This is a genomic window from Streptomyces sp. Act143 (assembly GCF_003143935.1).
GTDB lineage: Bacteria > Actinomycetota > Actinomycetes > Streptomycetales > Streptomycetaceae > Streptomyces.
In genome coordinates, this window is record NZ_QFRX01000001.1 from 4,534,280 (window position 1) to 4,552,215 (window position 17,936).

Annotated in this window: 15 protein-coding genes; 6 read left to right on the forward strand and 9 right to left on the reverse strand. The window is 72.7% G+C overall.

What is annotated here, in order from left to right; genetic code table 11:
* The first annotated feature begins 17 nt into the window (after positions 1–17).
* From DI272_RS20395 to DI272_RS20405, 3 genes are all read left to right on the forward strand, one after another.
* A complete protein-coding gene (locus tag DI272_RS20395; protein ID WP_109496753.1) occupies positions 18–1,499 on the forward strand; it encodes an FAD-dependent oxidoreductase in 1,482 nt (493 codons plus the stop codon).
* 136 nt (positions 1,500–1,635) lie between these two features.
* Positions 1,636–3,861 carry an acetate--CoA ligase family protein gene (locus DI272_RS20400; RefSeq protein ID WP_109496754.1) on the forward strand — a complete coding sequence of 742 codons (2,226 nt, stop codon included), beginning with the start codon at positions 1,636–1,638 and terminating at the stop codon, positions 3,859–3,861.
* Positions 3,852–4,646 (forward strand): enoyl-CoA hydratase/isomerase family protein, encoded by a 795-nt coding sequence (locus DI272_RS20405; protein WP_109496755.1) that lies wholly within the window; start codon positions 3,852–3,854, stop codon positions 4,644–4,646. The genes DI272_RS20400 and DI272_RS20405 overlap by 10 nt, the downstream gene beginning before the upstream one ends.
* A 6-nt stretch (positions 4,647–4,652) precedes the next feature.
* Here the strand turns inward: DI272_RS20405 and DI272_RS20410 are convergent, their stop codons facing one another.
* Positions 4,653–5,594, reverse strand: coding sequence for a hypothetical protein (locus tag DI272_RS20410; RefSeq protein WP_109496756.1), 942 nt, complete (start codon positions 5,592–5,594; stop codon positions 4,653–4,655).
* 81 nt (positions 5,595–5,675) lie between these two features.
* Here DI272_RS20410 and DI272_RS20415 point away from each other — a divergent pair, with 81 nt between their 5' ends.
* The gene (locus DI272_RS20415; protein WP_109496757.1) at positions 5,676–6,272 is read left to right on the forward strand and encodes a flavin reductase family protein; all 597 of its coding nucleotides are present in this window, start codon (positions 5,676–5,678) and stop codon (positions 6,270–6,272) included.
* A gap of 15 nt (positions 6,273–6,287) precedes the next feature.
* On the opposite strand, the gene DI272_RS20420 is transcribed toward DI272_RS20415, so the two are convergent.
* Positions 6,288–7,610: an MFS transporter gene (locus DI272_RS20420; protein ID WP_258314614.1), complete on the reverse strand. Its 1,323-nt coding sequence runs from the start codon at positions 7,608–7,610 to the stop codon at positions 6,288–6,290.
* A 185-nt stretch (positions 7,611–7,795) separates the two neighbouring features.
* Between DI272_RS20420 and DI272_RS20425 the strand changes: the two genes are divergently transcribed.
* Positions 7,796–8,767, forward strand: coding sequence for a GlxA family transcriptional regulator (locus DI272_RS20425; protein ID WP_258314894.1), 972 nt, complete (start codon positions 7,796–7,798; stop codon positions 8,765–8,767).
* A gap of 266 nt (positions 8,768–9,033) precedes the next feature.
* Here DI272_RS20425 and DI272_RS20435 read toward each other — a convergent pair whose 3' ends face one another.
* From DI272_RS20435 to DI272_RS20445, 3 genes are all read right to left on the reverse strand, one after another.
* Positions 9,034–10,083 carry a Zn-dependent alcohol dehydrogenase gene (locus DI272_RS20435; RefSeq protein WP_109496759.1) on the reverse strand — a complete coding sequence of 350 codons (1,050 nt, stop codon included), beginning with the start codon at positions 10,081–10,083 and terminating at the stop codon, positions 9,034–9,036.
* On the reverse strand, positions 10,083–11,231 hold the full coding sequence (locus tag DI272_RS20440; RefSeq protein ID WP_109496760.1) for an acyl-CoA dehydrogenase family protein: 1,149 nt from the start codon (positions 11,229–11,231) through the stop codon (positions 10,083–10,085). The genes DI272_RS20435 and DI272_RS20440 overlap by 1 nt, the downstream gene beginning before the upstream one ends.
* 107 nt (positions 11,232–11,338) lie before the next feature.
* Complete coding sequence (locus DI272_RS20445; RefSeq protein ID WP_109496761.1) at positions 11,339–12,253, reverse strand: SDR family oxidoreductase; 915 nt, start codon at positions 12,251–12,253, stop codon at positions 11,339–11,341.
* 85 nt (positions 12,254–12,338) lie between these two features.
* Here DI272_RS20445 and DI272_RS20450 point away from each other — a divergent pair, with 85 nt between their 5' ends.
* On the forward strand, positions 12,339–13,265 hold the full coding sequence (locus tag DI272_RS20450; RefSeq protein WP_109496762.1) for a cyclase family protein: 927 nt from the start codon (positions 12,339–12,341) through the stop codon (positions 13,263–13,265).
* A gap of 352 nt (positions 13,266–13,617) precedes the next feature.
* On the opposite strand, the gene DI272_RS20455 is transcribed toward DI272_RS20450, so the two are convergent.
* The 4 genes from DI272_RS20455 to DI272_RS20475 form a co-directional block, all read right to left on the reverse strand.
* Entirely contained in the window at positions 13,618–14,106 is a 489-nt protein-coding gene (locus DI272_RS20455) for an ATP-binding protein (protein ID WP_109496763.1), read from the reverse strand.
* 508 nt (positions 14,107–14,614) lie between these two features.
* Complete coding sequence (locus DI272_RS20465; RefSeq protein ID WP_109496765.1) at positions 14,615–15,481, reverse strand: acyl-CoA dehydrogenase family protein; 867 nt, start codon at positions 15,479–15,481, stop codon at positions 14,615–14,617.
* A gap of 1 nt (position 15,482) precedes the next feature.
* Positions 15,483–16,616 (reverse strand): acyl-CoA dehydrogenase, encoded by a 1,134-nt coding sequence (locus tag DI272_RS20470; RefSeq protein WP_109496766.1) that lies wholly within the window; start codon positions 16,614–16,616, stop codon positions 15,483–15,485.
* On the reverse strand, positions 16,616–17,848 hold the full coding sequence (locus DI272_RS20475) for an amidohydrolase family protein (RefSeq protein ID WP_109496767.1): 1,233 nt from the start codon (positions 17,846–17,848) through the stop codon (positions 16,616–16,618). The genes DI272_RS20470 and DI272_RS20475 overlap by 1 nt, the downstream gene beginning before the upstream one ends.
* Positions 17,849–17,936: the final 88 nt, after the last annotated feature.

Sequence of the window (17,936 nt, forward strand, 5' to 3'; positions counted from 1 at the left end):
CTCCTCGGAGGACGCACGTGGCAACCGAAAGACAGCTCTCCCGCCGTTCTCTGCTCGGTGCCGCCGGCGCCGGTGCCGCCGGGCTCACCGTCTCCGCCGCCGGTCCGGCCGCCGCGGCCTCCCGGACGGCCGACGTCTGTGTCGTCGGTGCCGGGCTCGCCGGCCTCACCGCGGCCCGCGATCTGGTGGCGGCCGGCGCGTCGGTGGCCGTCCTGGAGGCCCGCGACCGCGTCGGCGGCCGGGTGCTCAACCTCCCGCTGGCCAACGGCGGTGTCACCGAGGGCGGCGGCGAGTTCATCGGCCCGACCCAGGACCGCATCAAGGCCCTCGCCGACTCCCTGGGCATCGCCACCTTCGCCACCTACAACACCGGCAAGAACCTCCTCTACAAGGACGGCAGGAAAACGCCCTACGCCACCGACGGCATCCTCGGTTCGGTCCCGCCGATCGACGCGGCCGGCCTCGCCAACGCCGCGATCGTCCAGGCCACCCTCGACGACCTGGCCAAGCAGATCCCGGTCGACGCCCCCTGGACCGCCGCCAAGGCCGACGAATGGGACCGGCAGACCTTCGAGACCTGGCTGCGCGCCAACGCCGTGATCCCCTCGGCCAAGTTCCTCTTCGACGTGGCCTGCACATCGATCTTCTCCGCCGAACCCCGGGAACTGTCCTTCCTGTTCGTGCTCTTCTACATCGCCGCGGCGGGCAACTCCTCGACCCCCGGCACCCTGGAACGCCTCACCGAGACCGCGGGCGGCGCCCAGGAGCTCCGCTTCGTCGGCGGCTCCCAGCTCGTCCCGATCAGGCTCGCCGCCGCCCTCGGCGACCGCGTGGTACTGAACGCGCCGGTGCGCTCGATCGCCAAGTCCGGCTCCCAGTACGCCGTGACGGCCGACGGCACCACGGTCACCGCCCGCCGGGTCGTCGTCGCCGTGCCTCCGCCGATCGCCGCCCGCATCACCTACGCCCCGGCTCTCCCCGCCGCCCGCGACCAGCTCACCCAGCGCCTGCCCATGGCGTCCGTCGGCAAGGCGATCGCGATCTACGACACCCCCTTCTGGCGCGCCGACGGCCTCAACGGCCAGGTCGTCAGCGACACCGGCGTGGTCAGCTCCACCTTCGACAACTCCCCGCCCGACGCCTCCTACGGCGCCCTGATGGGCTTCATCGAGGCGGACGAGGCCCGTAAGTTCGACGCGGCGAGCGAGGCGGAGGTCAGGGCCGCCGTGCTGAAGGACTACGTGACGTACTTCGGCGAAAAAGCCGCCTCCCCTTCCTCCTTCGTCCTGCAACGCTGGAACAACGAGGTCTGGACCCGGGGCGGCCCCGTCTCCGTCGCCGCGCCGGGCGTCCTGACCCAGTACGGTCCCGCCCTGCGCGCACCGGTCGGCGGCATCCACTGGGCGGGGACGGAGACCTCCACGTACTGGACCGGGTTCATGGACGGCGCGGTGCGGTCGGGCGAGCGAGTGGCCAAGGAGGTGCTGGCGGTGCTGTGAACCCGCGGCGCGGATCCCCCTTCCTTCCTGCACAGCCATTCCTGTTCTTCATGCACAGCCATTCCTGACACAGCGTCAGTTCCTTTAATCTGACACTGCGTCAGTTAATCGCTGTCACACAGGAGCGGGCGGACCGATGCTTGGATCAACCCACGGCACCCTCACCACCGACTCCCGCCGGGCCCGGGTCGTCGCATGCGGCGAACAACCCGGGCCCGCCGTCCACGGCCGGCCCGCCGACGTCGGCGACCTCGACGTCAGCGGCCGTCCGCTGTACTGCGACGTCCCCGATCTGGACCGCTTCTTCCGGCCGGAGTCCGTCGCCGTGATCGGGGCCTCGGACACCGAGGGCCGGCCCAACACCGGCGTCACCCGGCAGCTCCTCGGCTGGGCCGAGCGCGTCGGGGCCCGGCTGCACCCGGTGCACCCCAGCCGCCCGACCGTGTTCGGCATCCCCTGCGTGGCGTCCGTCGCCGACCTGCCCGAGCAGGTCGACCTCGCCGTGCTCCTGGTCGCCGACCCCCTTCCCGTGATCGAGGAACTCGCCGGGGCCAAGGTGAAGTTCGCGGTCGTCTTCGCCTCCGGCTTCGCCGAGACCGGCGACGCGGGCGCCGCCGCCCAGGACCGGCTGGCCGCCGCCGTGGGGGAGTCCGGGATGCGGCTGCTCGGACCGAACACCAACCTCAACGCCTTCGAGCGGTTCCGCGACGACCTCGACGGACCGGCGATCGCCCTGATCACCCAGTCCGGCCATCAGGGGCGCCCCGTCTTCGCCCTCCAGGAGCTGGGCATCCGCCTCTCCCACTGGGCGCCCACGGGCAACGAGGCCGACCTGGAGACCGCCGACTTCCTCTCCTACTTCGCCGAGCAGCCGGACGTGGGCGCCATCGCCTGTTACGTGGAGGGCCTCAAGGACGGCCGCTCCTTCCTGCTGGCCGCCGACCGGGCCGCCCGCCGCAAGGTGCCGGTGGTCGCCGTCAAGGTCGGGCGCACCGAGACCGGCGCCCGCACGGCCGCCTCCCACACCGGCAAGCTGACCGGCGCGGACGCGGTGGTGGACGCGGCGATGCGGCAGTACGGAGTGATCCGCGTCGACGGCCTCGACGAACTCCAGGACACCGCCGCCCTGCTGGCCCGCGCCCGCCCGCCGCAGGCCGACGGGGTCGTCGTCTACTCGATCTCGGGCGGCACGGGAGCGCACTTCGCCGACCTGGCGACGGAGGCGGGGCTGCGGCTGCCGGAGCTGTCGGCGGCCAAGCAGGCCGAGCTGCACCAGTGGATACCGGAGTACCTGAGCGTGGCCAACCCGGTCGACAACGGCGGCCACCCCGTGGGCGACTGGCGCGGCCGGAAGATCATCGACGCGATCCTCGACGACCCGGCGGTCGGGGTGCTGATCTGCCCGGTCACCGGCCCCTTCCCGCCGCTCAGCGACCGGCTGGTGCGGGACCTGGTGGACGCGGCCGAGCGGACGGACAAGCTGGTGTGCGTGGTGTGGGGGTCGCCGGTGGGCACCGAACCGGCCTACCGCGAGGTCCTGCTGGGCTCCTCCCGCGTGGCCACCTTCCGCACGGTCGGCAACTGCATCACGGCGGTCCGCGCCTACCTCGACCACCACCGCTTCACCTCCGCCTACCGCTCCCCCCTCGACGAGGCCCCGCGCACCACCTCGCCGTCCTTCCGCAAGGCGCACGCCCTGATGCGCCCGGGCCGGCAGCTGAGCGAGCACGCCGCGAAGCAGCTGCTGCGGGCCTACGGCATCCGGGTGCCGCGCGAGCAGCTGGTGACCAGCGCGGCGGCGGCCGTGCGGGCGGCGGGCCTGGTGGGCTACCCGGTGGTGATGAAGGCGTCCGGCGCGCAGATCGCCCACAAGACCGAGCTGGGCCTGGTGAAGATCGGGCTGACCTCCGCGAGCCAGGTCCGCGACGCCTACCGGGAGTTGACGGACATCGCCCGCTACGAGGGCGTGTCCCTGGACGGCGTGCTGGTCTGCCAGATGGTGGAGCGGGGCGTGGAGATGGTCGTCGGCGTCACCCACGACGAGCTGTTCGGGCCGACGGTGACGGTCGGGCTCGGCGGCGTGCTGGTGGAGGTGCTGCGCGACGCGGCCGTGCGGGTGCCGCCGTTCAGCGAGGAGCAGGCCCGGGACATGCTGGGCGACCTGCGCGGGCGGCCCCTGCTGGACGGGGTGCGGGGACGGCCGCCGGCCGATGTCGACGCGCTCGTGGAGGTCGTGCTGCGGGTGCAGCGCATGGCGCTGGAACTCGGCGACGAACTGGCCGAGCTGGACATCAACCCGCTGCTGGTCCTGCCGCGCGGGCAGGGCGCGGTGGCGCTGGACGCGCTGGTGGTGTGCCGGTGAGCGCGGAGGTGCTGCACACCGTCACGGACCAGGTCTCGTCGATCACCCTCAACCGGCCCGAGGCCCTCAACGCCCTCACCCCCGGCCAACGCGACCTGGTCACAGGGCTGTTGGCGGACGCCTCCGCCGACCCGGACATCCGGGCCGTGGTCATCACCGGGACCGGGCGCGGCTTCTGCGCGGGCGCGGACCTGCGGCGCGGGGCGGGGGCCGGTGAGCGCGTCGCCGGCGATGTGGCGCGCCTGCTCCGCTCGGGCGCCCAGCGCCTGATCGCCGCGGTCCTCGACTGCGAGAAGCCGGTGATCGCGGCGGTGAACGGCACGGCGGCGGGCCTCGGCGCCCATCTCGCGCTCGCCTGCGACCTCGTACTGGCCGCGGAATCGGCGAGGTTCATCGAGGTGTTCGTCCGGCGCGGCCTCGTCCCCGACGGCGGCGGCGCCTATCTGCTCCCCCGCCTGATCGGCCCCCAGCGCGCGAAGGAGCTGATGTTCTTCGGCGACGCGCTCACCGCCGCCGACGCCGAACGCCTGGGCCTGGTCAACCGGGTCGTCCCGGACGCGGAGCTGGACAAGACGGCCCGCGAGTGGGCGGCCCGCCTCGCCGCCGGCCCGACCCGGGCGCTCGTCCTGACCAAGCAGCTCGTCAACGCCTCCCTCGACGCCGACCGCGCCACCGCCTTCGCCGCGGAGGCCGCCGCGCAGGAGATCAACATGACGACGGCGGACGCGCGGGAGGGGGTGGCGAGCTTCGCGGCGCGGCGGAGCGCGGAGTTCAAGGGGCGCTGACCAGCATCATCTCTTCTTGAGAATCCGCAGCTCACCCGAGTCCGGGTCACCGAACACCACGAACAGCTCCGGGTCGTCCCGCGTGCCGCCGATCGTCCAGTACGTCTGCGCGCCGCATCCGCCGTCCAGGCGCAGGACGACCCCGTCCCGCTCCTCGGGTCCGTCCTCGGCGTAGGCGTCGTCGCGGCCCTCGCGGTCGACGCTCCAGGTGCCGGTGCCGTCGCAGCGCACGTACGTGAAGTCGCCGGGGTCCTGGAGGGGCAGGTCGGTGAACTCGGCCCGGCCGCCCGCACGCAGGTTCAGGAGGGCGCCGCCGTCGCCGCGCCAGACGCCGGTGCGCTGCCCGGTGGTCAGGGTCGGAGGCTCGTACTCCTTCAGCAGCCCGGCGAAGGTCGCCGCGATCGCGCCGCCGACGATCAGGACGCACAGACCGAAGGTGGCGCCCGCCGAGCGCAGCCAGACGCCGAAGAACCCCCAGGTGCGCTTCCCGGCACGGGCACGCCGACGGACGTGGGCGACGGCCAGGAGGGGCAGGAGGCCGAACGCGGCCAGCATGCCGGCCGCCGCGAGCAGCACCGGCACGGGCGCGGACCACCTGGTCATGGCGGCCGCCCAGAAGACGCCCAGCACGATCACGGACCCCAGCTGCCAGAGCCACTCCGGCCCGCGGGTCCGGCGGGCGGCCACGCGCGCGAGGACGACCGCGGGCATCGTGAACAGGGCCGCGTGCACGGTCGTCAGGAGCGGCAGCACGAAGAGGACCAGCAGGAAGAAGCCCGCCGCGAGCGCACCGCCCAGCCCGCTGCCGTAGTCGTCGTCGTTGACGCTCGCGATCCAGGCGATCGTCCACAGCACCGGTACCTGGAGGGCCGCCGTCGCCGCCGCCGTGTGCAGCTCGGACCACTTCCAGGCGTCCGCGAGCTGCCGTCGTGTCTCTCCCCACCCCATGTCCGCAGGGTACGGAGGCCCTCGGGCGCCCGCGCACCACCCCTTCCCATCTGACGCCCCGTCAGCTTCAATGAAGGTGTGATGGGACAAGCAGGCATGGCCGAGGCCGCCGTCCGCTACCTCAGGTCGACCCGGCCGGCGGCGCCGGTGGAGCCGCTGCCGCGCCCCGAGCTCCGGTGCGTCGGCGAGGACGAGCGCGTACCGGTCGGACAGGCCGAGTTCCGGCGGGTGCTGGGGAACTTCGCGACGGGCGTGGCCGTGATCACGGCCCCCGCCGCCGAGGGCGAGTGCGGCCCCGCCGGCTTCGCCTGCCAGTCCTTCTCCGCGCTCTCCCTCGACCCGCCCCTCGTCGTGTTCATGGTCGGCCGCACGTCGACGACCTGGCCCCGCATCGCCCGCGCCGGGGTCTTCTGCGTCAACGTCCTGGCGGACCACCAGGGCGCGCTGTGCCGCGGCTTCGCGGTCAGCGGCGCGGACAAGTTCGCGGGCGTGGCGTACGACGCGGCGCCCCGCTCCGGCGCCCCGCGCCTGGCGGGCGCGCTCGCGTGGATCGACTGCACGATCCACGCGGTGCACACCGGCGGCGACCATCTGATCGTGGTCGGCCGGGTGGACGCGCTGGGCACGGGCGACGAGGAAGCGGCGCCCCTGCTGTTCCACAAGGGGCGCTTCCGCTAGGACCTGCCCCGTGGTTCAGGCCACCGCGACCACCGGCGCGGCCGTCTGCCCGCGCCGGATCACCAGCGCCATCAGCGCCGCCGCCGCGCACAGCGCCCCGGAGAAGTACCAGACCATGTCGTACGACCCGAAGACGTCCCGCGCCACGCCGCCGAGGAAGGCCACGAGCGCCGCCCCGACCTGGTGCGAGGCCAGCACCCAGCCGAAGACGATCGCGCTGTCCTCGCCGTACTGCTCCCGGCACAGCGCCACGGTCGGCGGCACGGTGGCGACCCAGTCGAGGCCGTAGAAGACGATGAAGAACAGCATCGGCGGGTGGACGCTCGGGGCCAGCAGCATCGGCAGGAAGAGCAGCGAGATGCCGCGCAGCGCGTAGTACACCGCCAGCAGGCGGCGGGCGTCGAAGCGGTCGGTGAACCAGCCGGAGGCGATCGTGCCGACCACGTCGAAGACGCCGATGACCGCGAGCAGCGAGGCCGCCGCCTGGACCGGCATGTGCGCGTCGTGGGCGGCGGGCACGAAGTGGGTCTGGATCAGGCCGTTGGTGGAGGCGCCGCAGATCGCGAAGGTGCCGGCCAGCAGCCAGAAGGGGCCGGTACGGGCGGCCTTGGCCAGGACGGTGACCGCGCGGCGGGCGGCGCCCGGCACCGGTTCCGGCTTGGGAACGAACTCCGTGGCCCCGTACGGCTTCAGGCCGACGTCGGCCGGGTGGTCGCGCAGCAGCAGCCAGACGAAGGGGACGACCGCGAGGGCGGCGAGGGCGACCGTGACGGCGGCCGGACGCCAGTCGTGCGTCTCCACCATCCAGGACAGCACCGGCAGGAAGATCAGCTGCCCGGAGGCGGAGGCGGCGGTCAGGATGCCGGTCACCAGGCCGCGCCGCTCGGTGAACCAGCGGTTGGTGACGGTCGCCGCGAAGGCCAGTGCCATCGAGCCGGACCCCAGCCCGACCAGCAGACCCCAGCACAGCATCAGCTGCCAGGCCGCCGTCATCCACACGGTCAGCCCCGACCCGACCGCGATCACGGTCAGCGCGACGGCGACGACCCGGCGGATGCCGAAGCGGTCCATCAGGGCGGCCGCGAAGGGGGCGGTGAGGCCGTAGAGCGCGAGGTTGATCGAGACGGCGGCGCCGATCGTGCCGCGTGACCAGCCGAAGTCCTGGTGCAGCGGGTCGATGAGCAGACCGGGCAGCGACCGGAACGCGGCGGCGCCGATGATCGTCACGAAGGTGACGGCGGCGACGAACCACGCCCGGTGGATACGCGGCTTTCCGGGGCTCGGGGTGTCCTGTGCGGCGGCTGCGGCCGGTGTCGTCTGAGTCACGTCATAGAGCATCCCGGCCGGATCACGCCGCATCGAGTGGCCCGAAGGACAGCATTCGTTAGGATCGGGCCATGAGCAGTCAGCCTGAGCCGAGCGCCGAGCCGAGCGCCGAGCCGAGCAGCGAGTCGAGCAGCGAGCAGGGCGCTGAGCCGAGCAGTCGGCCGGAGTTCCGTCCGCACCGCATCGTCGTCCTCGCCATGGACGGCCTGCTGCCCTTCGAGCTGGGCATCCCGCACCGCATCTTCGGCCGCCCCAGGGATGCCGAGGGCCGGCCGCTGTACGAGGTCGTCACCTGCTCGATCCGGCCACCGGGCTTGGTCCGCACCGACTCCGACTTCGACATCCTGGTCCCGAACGGCCCGGAGACCCTGGCCACCGCCGACACCGTGATCGTCCCGGCCTCCTACGAGTTCGGCCCGATCTACGACGAGGGCGTCCTCACCCCGGAGCTGGCCGCCGCCCTCGCCCACATCCGGCCCGGCACCCGGCTCGCCTCCATCTGCACGGGCGTCTACGTCCTCGCCGCCGCCGGCTACCTCGACGGCCGCCCGGCCACCACGCACTGGGTCGACGCCGAGCGGTTCCAGCGGCTCTTCCCGAAGATCAAGGTCGACCCGGACGTCCTGTACGTCGACGACGGCGACGTGCTGACCTCCGCGGGCGTCGCCGCCGGGGTCGACCTGTGTCTGCACATGCTGCGCCGCGACCACGGCACCGCGGTCGCCAACGCCGTCGCCCGCCGTACGGTCGTACCGCCGCACCGGGAGGGCGGGCAGGCGCAGTACATCCAGCGTCCGGTGCCCGAGCCGCAGCTGGCCACCACGACCGCGGCCCGCGCCTGGGCGCTGGCCCGGCTGCACGAGCCGATCCAGCTGCGGGACATGGCCGAGCAGGAGTCGATGTCCGTACGGACCTTCACGCGCCGCTTCCGCGAGGAGGTCGGCATCAGCCCCGGCCAGTGGCTCACCCAGCAGCGGGTGGAGCGCGCCCGGCACCTGCTGGAGTCCTCCGACCTGACCGTCGACCAGGTGGCCCGGGACGCCGGCTTCGGCACGGCCCAGTCGATGCGCCAGCACCTGCAGGCTGCGCTGGGCGTCACCCCGACCACCTACCGGCGCACCTTCCGCGCGGGCACCGAGGCCGCCGACCGTGCCGCGGGCCGCACGTGACGCCTGCGCCCGGGCCTCCGCCGTGACCAGCGGCCCCAGCGCCACGGCCTTGAGCAGCCCACCGGCGAGGGAGCCGGTCGCGGCGTACCCGGCTTCCGCCGCCGCGTACATCACGGAGTACCCGGCGGCCACGGCACCGGGCGGCACGGCCTCCCGCGGGGACAGGCTGCGGTTGATCAGCGCGCCCGGCCGCAGGGCGGTGACGGCAGGCGGCGGCGCCGGCAATCCGGCAGGGGTGCTCCCCGCCCGTGGAGAACCCCGCGCGATCAGAAGGTCAGCACCCCGCGCGCCACCTTCCCCGCCTCCGCGTCCGCCACCGCCCGCTCGAACTCCTCCACGGGATAGGTCTGCGTCACCAGCTCGTCCAGCAGCAACCGCCCGTCCCGGTACAGCTCGGCGTACAGGGCGATGTCCCGCTGGGGCCGCGACGCCCCGTACCGGCACCCGAGGATGGACTTGTCCAGGAACAGGGAGGAGACGACGAAGGCCGCCTCGGCCCCGGCCGGCGGCACCCCGAGCAGCACGGCCTGCCCGTGCCGGTCCAGCAGGTCGATCGCCTGCCGGATGAGCTCGACCCGCCCGACGCACTCGAAGGCGTGGTCCGCCCCGTGGGGCAGCAGCTCGCGCACCCCGTCCGTGGACGTCAGGAAGTCCGTCGCCCCGAACTGCCGCGCCACCGCCTCCTTGGCCGGGTTGGCGTCCACGGCGACGATCCGCGACGCGCCCGCGATCCGGGCCCCCTGCAGGACGTTCAGCCCGATCCCGCCGGTCCCGATGACGAGCACGCTGTCCCCCCGGTCCACTCTGGCCCGGTTGAGCACGGCCCCCACCCCGGTGAGCACCCCGCAGCCGATGAGCGCGGCCGAGGTCAGCGGGATGTCCTCCGGTATCCGCACCGCCTGGACGGCCTTCACCACCGTCCGTTCCGCGAAGGCGGAGTTGCAGGCGAACTGGAACACCGGCCGCCCCCCGCGCGTGAACGGCTGCCCCGGCCGCCCGATGGCCTTGCGGCACATGGTGGGCCGTCCCCGGTCGCAGTCCGCGCAGGTACCGCAGTTGGCGAGCGTGGACAGCGCCACATGGTCCCCGGCCGAGACGTGCGTGACCCCGTCCCCCACCGCCTCCACCACACCCGCGCCCTCATGCCCCAGCACCACGGGCACAGGAAACGGAATCGTCCCGTCCACGACGGACAGGTCGCTGTGGCACAGCCCGGCGGCCGAGATCGCCACGAGCACCTCCCCGGGCCCCGGCCGCCGCACGTCCAGGTCGTCCACGACCTCGACCCGCTTGCCGTCGAACAGGACACCGCGCATCACACAACCCCCTTGGGTTCCCTGGGCAGCCCGAGCACCCGCTCGGCGATGATCGTGCGCTGCACCTGATCCGAGCCGCCGTAGATCGTGTCGGCCCGCGAGAACAGGAACAGGTGCTGAAACGCGTCGAGTTCATAGGGCGCCGACGCCGACCAGTTCGCCGGCCCGACCCCGGCGACGGCCCCCCGCACCTGCATCGCCAGCTCCCCCAGCCGCTGATGCCAGCCGGCCCACAGCAGCTTGGCCACACTCGGCGCCCCCGCGTCACCGGCCCGCCCGAGCGTGCGCAGCGCGTTCCACCGCATCACCCGCAGCTCGGCCCACTGCCGGACGAGCCGTTCCCGTACGACCGGATCGTCGACCGCCCCCGACGCGACGGCGGCCCGCACCACCCGTCCCAGCTCCTCGGCGAACCCGATCTGCTGGGCCAGCGTGGACACCCCCCGCTCGAACCCGAGCAGACTCATCGCGACCCGCCACCCGGCGCCCTCGCCCCCGACGACATGCTCCGCACGCGCGCGTGCCCCGTCGAAGAAGACCTCGTTGAAGTCACTGGTCCCGGTGAGCTGCCGGATCGGCCGCACCTCGATCCGCCCCGGCTGGTCCATGGGCACGAGGAGAAGCGACAAGCCGTGATGCCGCCGCGACCCGGCCTCGGTACGGGCGAGCACGAAGCACCAGTCGGCTTCCTGCGCGAGGGAGGTCCAGATCTTCTGGCCGGTGACCCGGTAGCAGTCCCCCTCCCGCACCCCGGCAGTCCGCACCCCGGCGAGGTCCGACCCGGCCCCGGGTTCGCTGTATCCCTGGCACCAGAGCTCGTCACCGGCGGCGATGGGCGGCAGGAACCGCTCCTTCTGCTCCGGGCTGCCATGGGCGATCAGGGTGGGCGCCAGCAGGTTCTCCCCGATGTGCCCGGACCTGGGAGGAGCCGAGGACCGCGCATACTCCTCGGCCCACACGACCTGCTGGGTGAGCCCGAGGGTCCGGTTCCCGTACCCCCTCTCCGCCCACCCGATCCCGATCCACCCGGCGGAGCCGAGTTCCCGCTCCCAGGCACGACGATCGATGTCAGCCTGGGCATGTGCACCGAGCCAGGCTGTCGCCTCCGCACGGAACGCCTCGTCATCGGCGGTGAACCCAAAGTCCACGAACCTCTCCTCTCCACACCGGGGATGCCGACGCCCCTCAGGGGCGCGGGGAACTGCGCGACAAGCCCCAACGGACCCGCAGCCGCCACACCACAAGTCCCCCAGGGCTACTGGGCGTTAGGCCGATCCCCGCCCCGCGCCGCCTCCTCCATCTCCGCCACCCGCGCCAGCATCGGCATAGGGTCCGTCCCGACCGACCCCGGCAAGAACTCCGCAATCGCTTCCGGCGTCCACCCACCCACCGCATACGCGGCGCGCAGCTCCCGCGGCTGGGCCCACACCGCCAGCTTCGCCCCGGCGACCGTGTACACCTGCCCGGTGATCCCGGCCTCCCGGGACCGGTCCGACAGCAGGTACACCACCAGGGCCGCCACATCCTCCGGCTCCCCGATCTCCGCCAACTCCATGGGAACCCCCGCGGACATCCGCGTACGGGCCACCGGCGCCACCGCGTTCGCGGTCACCCCGTACTTGTGCAGTCCCAGCGCGGCGCTGCGGACCAGCGAGATGATCCCGCCCTTGGCCGCGCTGTAGTTCGCCTGCGACACGGACCCCTGGTGGTTGCCGCTGGTGAACCCGATCAGCGTCCCGGCACGCTGCTTGCGCATCACCGCCGACGCCGCGCGGAACAGGGTGAACGTGCCCTTCAGGTGCGTGGCGACGACCGGGTCCCACTCCTCCTCGGTCATGTTGAACAGCATCCGCTCGCGCAGGATCCCGGCGACGCACACGACCCCGTCGAGCCGCCCGTACGACGACAGCGCCACGTCGACGATCCGCCGGCCGCCCGCCATGGTGGACACGTCGTCGGCCACGGCGACGGCCTCGCCCCCCGCGGCCACGATCTCCTTGACGACCCCTTCGGCCACCTCGCTCGTCGGCGAGGTGCCGTCCACGGACACCCCGTAGTCGTTGACGACGACCCGCGCCCCCTCGGCCGCCGCCGCCAGCGCCACCGCCCGTCCGATGCCGCGCCCCGCCCCCGTCACGGCGACGACCTTGCCTGCCAAGAAGTTCCCCACGACCGGCCCCTTCCCGCGGTTTCTGACGGACCGTTAGATTTTATGACCCGTCAGATACCCGGAGACAAGCCCCTGGGGAGCGCCGATGACATTGCCGGCCGAGTTCCACGACATCGCCAAGCGCGTGAACAACTGGGGGCGTTGGGGCGCCGACGACGAGATCGGCACCCTCAACCTGATCACCGACGAGGTGGTGCGCCGGGCCGCCGCCGAGGTCAGGTCGGGTCGCCGCGTCCCGCTCGCCCTGCCGCTCCAGCAGGACGGCGTGCAGACCGGCATGATCCCGGGCCGGGTCAACCCGCTGCACGCCATGGTGCAGATCAACCAGGAGATCTTCGGCCCGGGGACGGTCGCGTGCAGCGACGACGCGGTGACCATGGGGCTCCAGGCGGCCACGCACTGGGACGCGCTGACCCATGTCTCGCACTCGGGCCGGCTCTACAACGGCCGCCCCGCCGGCACCATCACCCCGCACGGCGGCGCCGAGTTCAGCGGCATCGACAAGGCGCGGCACATCGTCTCGCGCGGGGTGCTCCTGGACGTGGCCCGCGCGCGGGGCGTCGCCCGGCTCGACGGCGGCCACGCCGTCACCCCGGAGGACCTGGAGGCGGCCGAGGAACTCGCGGGCACGCGGGTGCGGTCCGGCGACATCGTGCTGGTACGGACGGGCCAGATACAGGTCTGCCTCGCGGGCGACAAGCACGGGTACGGCTATCCGTCGCCCGGCCTGTCGATCCGTACGCCGGAGTGGTTCCACGCGCGCGATGTCGCGGCCGTCGCGAACGACACGCTGACCTTCGAGATCTTTCCGCCCGAGATCGAGGACCTGTGGCTGCCGGTGCACGCGCTGGACCTGGTGGAGATGGGGATGCTGCAAGGCCAGAACTGGAATCTCGAAGAGTTGTCCACAGCCTGTGGAGAAGAAGGGCGCTACGCGTTCCTGCTGTCCGCGATGCCCGAGCCGTTCACCGGCGCGACGGGAACCCCGGTGGCCCCGGTCGCCGTTCTCTGACGCCTGGACCGCGCTCCGGACCGGCTCGCGGACAAGGCCGGACGGCGGCACCGCGCGCCACCGTCCGGCTCCGGCGCACCCGCCCCGGTCCCCGGCCCCGAGGGAACCGACGCCGAACCAACGACCCACACTCGCCAAGGGCTCCCGTCACCGAAGCCCTCGCCGTCCCCTCGCGGCGAATCGCTGACCACAAGCGTGAGCAAGCGGATACGCGGCGTCAACACCTGCCAGGGTTTTTATTACTTACGCCCGGTTTGCCATGGGCGCGCATCGAAGCACGTCACGGCGCACCGCCCCGCACCAGGCGGCGTCGGCCAGGCCGTTGTGCGGCCGTGCCCCGCTCGCGCGGCCCCTACACCGCCTCGTACGCCAGACCCTCGTAGCCCAGACCTTCGTAGCCCTCGAACGCCGAAGTCCCGCCGCCGAAGGCGGAGGTGGCTTCCCGGCCGCCCTGCGCGCACCGGTCGATCTCGCACCAGATGCGCTTGCCCGCACCCTCGGGACTCCAGCCCCAGCGGTCGGCGAGGCCGTCGACCAGGGCGAGCCCCCGGCCGCCCGTGGCGTCCCCGTCGGCGCACCGCGGCACCGGCGCGCAACTGCTGGAGTCGGCCACCTCGAGGCGGACGGTGGCCCCCTCGGTCGCGGCGCCGGGCAGCGACAGCCGGAGCACGGCCGGGCGGCCGGTGTGCACCACGGCGTTGGTGACCAGTTCGGACACGAGCAGGATCAGGGTCTCGGCGAGCGGCTCGTCGGCCCCTATGCCGGACCCGGCGAGTCGCGACCGCGCCCACCTGCGGGCTCGTCCCACCTCAGCGGGGTCGGGCCGGATCTCCAGCTGCACTTGAAGCACCTGCACCGCTCACACCATCCGAACCGGCAGACACATAGCCTCGCGCCTCACGAGGGCCACGATCGTAGCCATTTTTTGCATGGCCAGAACAATGGCCAGCACCGGGGTCACAGAACGTGAGTCCCTTACGAGACAGCATGGTTGACGTACAGTCACCCCAACAAGCGCTTCGGGCATATTCCAGCGCGAAGGAGTACGCGTGCGGCATACTGTGCGACGCTCGTGGCGGGGAGTCGAACAGGCGAGAGCCGACACCCCTCCGACCCGGCGAGAAGCGGCGCGCACCGCCGCATCCGGAGCCGCCTCGGAGGCAACACCGGCACGGCTCGTGCTCGGAACCACTCGCATCCCACAGAAGGTACCGGAGCGGGACACCGACTCCAGGCCGTGACGGGTCACGCATAGGACACAACCCGATATCAACGCTCCGTGATTCCGGTGTGCCACAGTCCGCGACATTTCCGGGGCGGGCTTCCGGGCACCCGCGGGCGCGGCCCCGTCAGGCCGCCAACTCGGCCGCGAGCAACTCCTCGCTCTCGGCACGTCCGCCGCCCCGCTGCGCCCGCACCCACGCCCGCTTCAGCAGCAGATGCACCTCGGACTCCCAGGTGAAGCCCATGCCGCCGTGCACCTGGAGGCAGTCGCGGGCCCCGCGGACGGCGGCCTCGTCGGCGAGCAGCCGGGCCGCGGCGATGTCGGCCGCGTCCGCGGTGACCGCCGCCGCGTACACCGCCGCGCGGGCCACCTCGACCCGCACCAGCAGGTGCGCGCAGAGCTGCTTGACGGCCTGGAACGCCCCGATGGGCTGCCCGAACTGCTCGCGGGTCCGGGCGTGTTGCACCGCCAGCTCGCACGCGCGCGTGGCGGTGCCGAGCTGCTCGGCGGCGGTGAGAAGGACGGCGACGGGGTCCGCGGCGGCCGACCCGGGCACCCGGTGCAGCGGGGTCAGCGGGTCCACGGACCGCAGCTCCACCGCTCCCCCCGCCTCCCCCCGTACGACATCGGCGGCCGCCAGCCACTCCACCAGCCCGCCGTCCACGCCGGCCACGACCACCTCCCCCTCGGCCGCCCCGGGCACCTCGCCCGCCGCCAGCTGCGTGGCGACCAGGGGCCCCGGCAGCAACGCCCGTCCCGCCTCCTCGAAGGCCAACACCGCCTCGGGCAGCCCGAGTCCGACCCCGCCCCGCGCCTCCGGCAGGCGCAGGGCGAAGAATCCGGCCGTCCCCAACTCCCGCCACAGCGCCCGGTCCAGCCGTCCGGGTGCGGCAACGGCGGCCCGCAGCGCCTCGGCCCCGAAACGCCGCGCCAGCAGCTCGCGCACGCCGTCGCGCAACGCCCGTTGGTCATCGGTCAGTTGAAAGCGCACGTCATCGCCCCTTCGGCAGCCCCAGAATCCGTTCGGCCACGATGTTCTGCTGGATCTGCGAGGTGCCGGCGGCGATGGTGTACGACAGCGACGACAGCCGGTCGAGCACCCAGGGCCGGTCGAGATCGAGGGCGTCCGGACCCAGGACGTCGGCGGCGGCGTCGTACAGCGACTGCCGCGCCTGCGAATACCTGAGCTTGAACACCGAACCCCCGGCCCCCGGCACCCCGCCGCTCAGCTCGGCCTCGCTCACGTTCCACTGCGTCAGCCGCCACAGCGCCCGGAACTCGGCGTTGAGGGCCCCCAGGCGGCGCCTGAGGACCGGATCGTCCCAGCGGCCGTTCTTCCGTGCCTCCGCGGCGAGTTCGCGCAGCACGCGCCGACAGGCGACGACCTCGCCCACAAAGGCCGTGCCGCGCTCGAAGGAGAGCGTCACCATGGTCACGCGCCAGCCGTCGTTCTCGTCCCCGACCCGGTTGGCGACCGGCACCCGCACCTCGTCGAGGAACACCTCGGCGAACTCGGCGGACCCGGCGAGGGTCCTCAGGGGCCGTACGGTGATGCCCGGCGCGTCCATCGGCATCGCGAGCCAGCTGATGCCGCGGTGTTTGGGCGCGGTCGGGTCGGTGCGCACCAGCAGCTCGCACCAGTCGGCCACTTCGGCGTGCGAGGTCCAGATCTTGGAGCCGGTCACCACGTAGTCGTCGCCGTCGCGCCACGCGCGCGTGCGCAGCGCCGCGAGGTCGGACCCGGCGTCGGGCTCGCTGAACCCCTGGCACCACACCTCGTCCCCGCGCAGGATCGGCGGCAGCCAGCGCGCCCGCTGCTCCTCGGTCCCCTCGGCGGCTATGGTCGGCCCGGCGTGCAGCAGCCCCACGAACCCGGCGCCCACATAGGGCGCCCCGGCCTTCTCGGTCTCCTCCAGGAAGATCAGCCGCAGCGTCGGCGAGGCGTCCCAGTGGACGTCCGCGTACCCCGCGTCGTACAGCATCCGCTGCCAGCCCATGTCGTAGGCGCGGCGGCCCGGCCAGTCGTCCGGGGACGGCTTGGGCGGCAGCGCGGGCAGCACGGTGCCCAGCCAGCGCCGCAACTCCGCCCGGAACGCCTCCTCTTCGGGGGTGTGCGACAGGTCCATTACCGGCCGAGGCCCTTGTCGCGGTCCTTGTCGCGGTCCTTGTCGAAGCCGAGGTCGAGCATGCGGATGGCGTTGCCGCGCATCAGCTTGTAGACGGTCTCGTCGTCGAGGCCCTTCACATGGTCGAGGGCGACCTCCTTGGTGTGCGGGAAGGTCGAGTCGACGTGCGGGTAGTCGGTCTCGAAGGTGGCGTTGTCGCGGCCGACCACGTCCAGGGACGCGACGCCGTGCTTGTCGCGGAAGAAGCAGCAGTACATCTGCCGGTAGTAGTACGTGGACGGCGGCTCGGGGACGGTGCCGCGCACCCCGCCCCACGCGCGGTGCTCCTCCCACACGTCGTCGGCGCGTTCGAGGGCGTACGGAATCCAGCCCATCTGGCCCTCGCTGTAGGCGAGTTTGAGCGTCGGGAACTTCACCAGCACGCCGCTGAACAGGAAGTCCATCATCGAGGCCATGGCGTTGTTGAAGCTCAGGGCCGCCTGGACGGCGGGGGGCGCGTCGGGTGAGGCGGCCGGCATCTGCGAGCTGCTGCCGATGTGCATGTTGACGACCGTGCCGGTCTCCTGGCAGGCGGCGAAGAACGGGTCCCAGTAGCCGGAGTGGATGGAGGGCAGCCCGAGACAGGTCGGGATCTCGGAGAAGGTCACGGCCCGCACCCCGCGCGCGGCGTTGCGCCGGATCTCGGCGACCGCCAACTCGATGTCCCACAAAGGGATCAGGCACAGCGGGATGAGCCGCCCGCCGCTGTCCCCGCACCACTCCTCCACCATCCAGTCGTTGTAGGCGCGCACACAGGCCAGCGCGACCTCCTTGTCGTGTGCCTCGGCGAAGGTCTGGCCGCAGAAGCGGGGGAAGGAGGGGAAGCAGAGGCTGGCCTCGACGTGGTTGAGGTCCATGTCGGCGAGGCGCGCCTTGGGGTCCCAGCAGCCGCGCCGCATCTCCTCGCGGGTGATGCCCTCCAGGGTCATGTCGTCACGGTCGAAGCCGACGGCGGCGATGTTGCGTTTGTAGGGGAACTTCAGGTCCTCGTAGATCCACCAGTCGGTGGGCGGGCCGTCCGGGTCCATCGTGATCTGGTACTTGCCGCCGACGTAGGCGAGTTCACCGATCCCGGCGGTGAGCGGCTGCGGGCCGCGGTCGCGGTACTTGGCGGGCAGCCAGGTCTCGAAGAGGTGCGCGGGCTCGATCACATGGTCGTCGACGCTGATGATGCGGGGCAGTTCGGTCGGCATGATCCCCTCCGCCGGACGGTGTTCACCTGACAGGCACTATCTGATGGATCGTCAGATAGCATGGCACCTGACGAGTCGTCAGCCAAGC